The 1,700-nt window shown below is 67.9% G+C and carries 2 protein-coding genes; both read right to left on the reverse strand.

The features are described 5' to 3' along the window. Positions 1-47: 47 nt before the first annotated feature. Entirely contained in the window at positions 48-785 is a 738-nt protein-coding gene (locus ACL02O_RS34120; RefSeq protein ID WP_412822305.1) for a transposase, read from the reverse strand. A 110-nt stretch (positions 786-895) separates the two neighbouring features. Continuing rightward, a partial coding sequence (locus ACL02O_RS34125) for an IS3 family transposase (RefSeq protein WP_412822306.1) occupies positions 896-1,700 on the reverse strand: 805 nt, incomplete at its 5' end.

Genomic DNA, 1,700 nt, shown 5'->3' on the forward strand with positions numbered 1-1,700 from the left:
AACTGGATCTGGATCTGGCCCACTTTCCGTGATCGGGATTGACCCGGTCAGCTGAGCAGGACTCGCTTGCGGAGCAGGTCGAGGTTCGCGCGGCCATACATCTGTCGTTTGATCATCTTGATGCGATTGACGTGTCCTTCGACGACGCCGGAGCTGTAGGGAAGGGGCAGGCCGTTGAGGACGGCGTCGTGGTCACGGCGCAGACCGGCGATGAACGAGTGCAGGTCGGGCTGGTCGTCCGCGGCCACTGCGGCGATCCAGGCATTGAGGCGGTGCCCGTGGCGGCCGGTGAGGATCTCCGCGAACGCGCTGACGTGGTCCGCAATAGCGTTCAGGTGCGGGCAGGCAGCGCGGATCGTGGCGAGGCCGGCCTGGTCGTCGGGGTGCAGTGTGTCGGGGTGGCGCAGCAGCCAGGCGGTGATCCGGCGGACTTTCGGCGGCCGTAGTTGGGCTGGTGGTGGCGTGGCGGCGGCTCGTAGGGGTTGCAGGTAGGTGCGCAGGGTGGTGGCACTGCCGCGGTAGCCACGGGCGCGAATCTCGGCGAACAGTTCAGTGGCGTTGGTGATGCCATCGCTGAGGCGTTGGTGCAGGTAGTCGAGGTGGTCATCGAGGATGCTGGGCCGGCCGGCGCGAGGTTTGGCCAGGAGCTCATCGACGCTGCCGGCGCGGGCGAAGCGGCGCACGGTGCCGCGGGCGAGGTCGAGTCGCCGGGTGATCTCCCGGATGCTGTGGCCCTCAGCCCATAGCGCCTGAACCTGTTCGTAACGGCGTCGGGTTCGAGGCACCAACAGTCCCTGCTCTGCCCGTTGGGCAGTGGCATCGACGGCAACTTGGGTCAGGTCCGCCGTGACCGCCGGCGCCGGTTGTCAATCCCCTGGAAGCGTGGAGGGCTCCGTTATGCGGCTTGAGCCTCCAGAGCTCGTGCCGTTGATCGTTCGTAGTCGATTGGTGAGCGGCCGTCGCAGACGGAGTGCCGGCGGTGCCGGTTGTAGAAGTCGGTGATCCAGGTGGCGATCTTGATCCGGGCTTCGGTTCGGGTGTGGAACCGCCGGCGGTGTACGTACTCGACCTTGATGGTGGAGAAGGTGGCCTCGGCGACGGCGTTGTCGAAGCACGACCCGACCCGCCCCATGGACTGGCGCACCCGCCACCGGGCGCATGCCTTGGCGAAATCGGCGGAGGTGTACTCGCTGCCGCGGTCGCTGTGGAAGATCACTCCGGCGATGTCGCCGCCGCGGGTGACCGCGGCCATGTTCAACGCCGCGACGACCAGGTCGGCGTTGTGGTGGGCGCCCATGGCGTAGCCGAGGATACGTCGGGAGTACAGGTCGATGACGGTGGCGAGGTAGAGCTTGCCCTCGTCGGTGGAGATCTCGGTCATGTCACCGCACCAGGCGATATCCGGCGCTGGCGCGGTGAAGCTTCGCTTGATCAGGTCCGGGGCAGCCGGGCGTTTGCCCGGTCGGGTCAGTCCCCGGCGACGGCGCTTGGCTCGCGCGACGAGCCCCAGCTCGGCCATCACCGCCGCGATGGTGTTGTCGGAGACCTGCCAACCCTGTTCACGCAGCTCGTCACCGATACGCGGGCTGCCGTAGGTGCCGCCGGAGTCGTCGAAGACCTTGCGCACCGCGTCGGCCAGCCGGACCCGACGGTCCTGCCGGGGTGTGGGCGGCCGGTCGCGCCACTTGTAGAACCAGGAC

The organism is Micromonospora mangrovicola (assembly GCF_047200535.1).
Lineage (GTDB): Bacteria > Actinomycetota > Actinomycetes > Mycobacteriales > Micromonosporaceae > Micromonospora.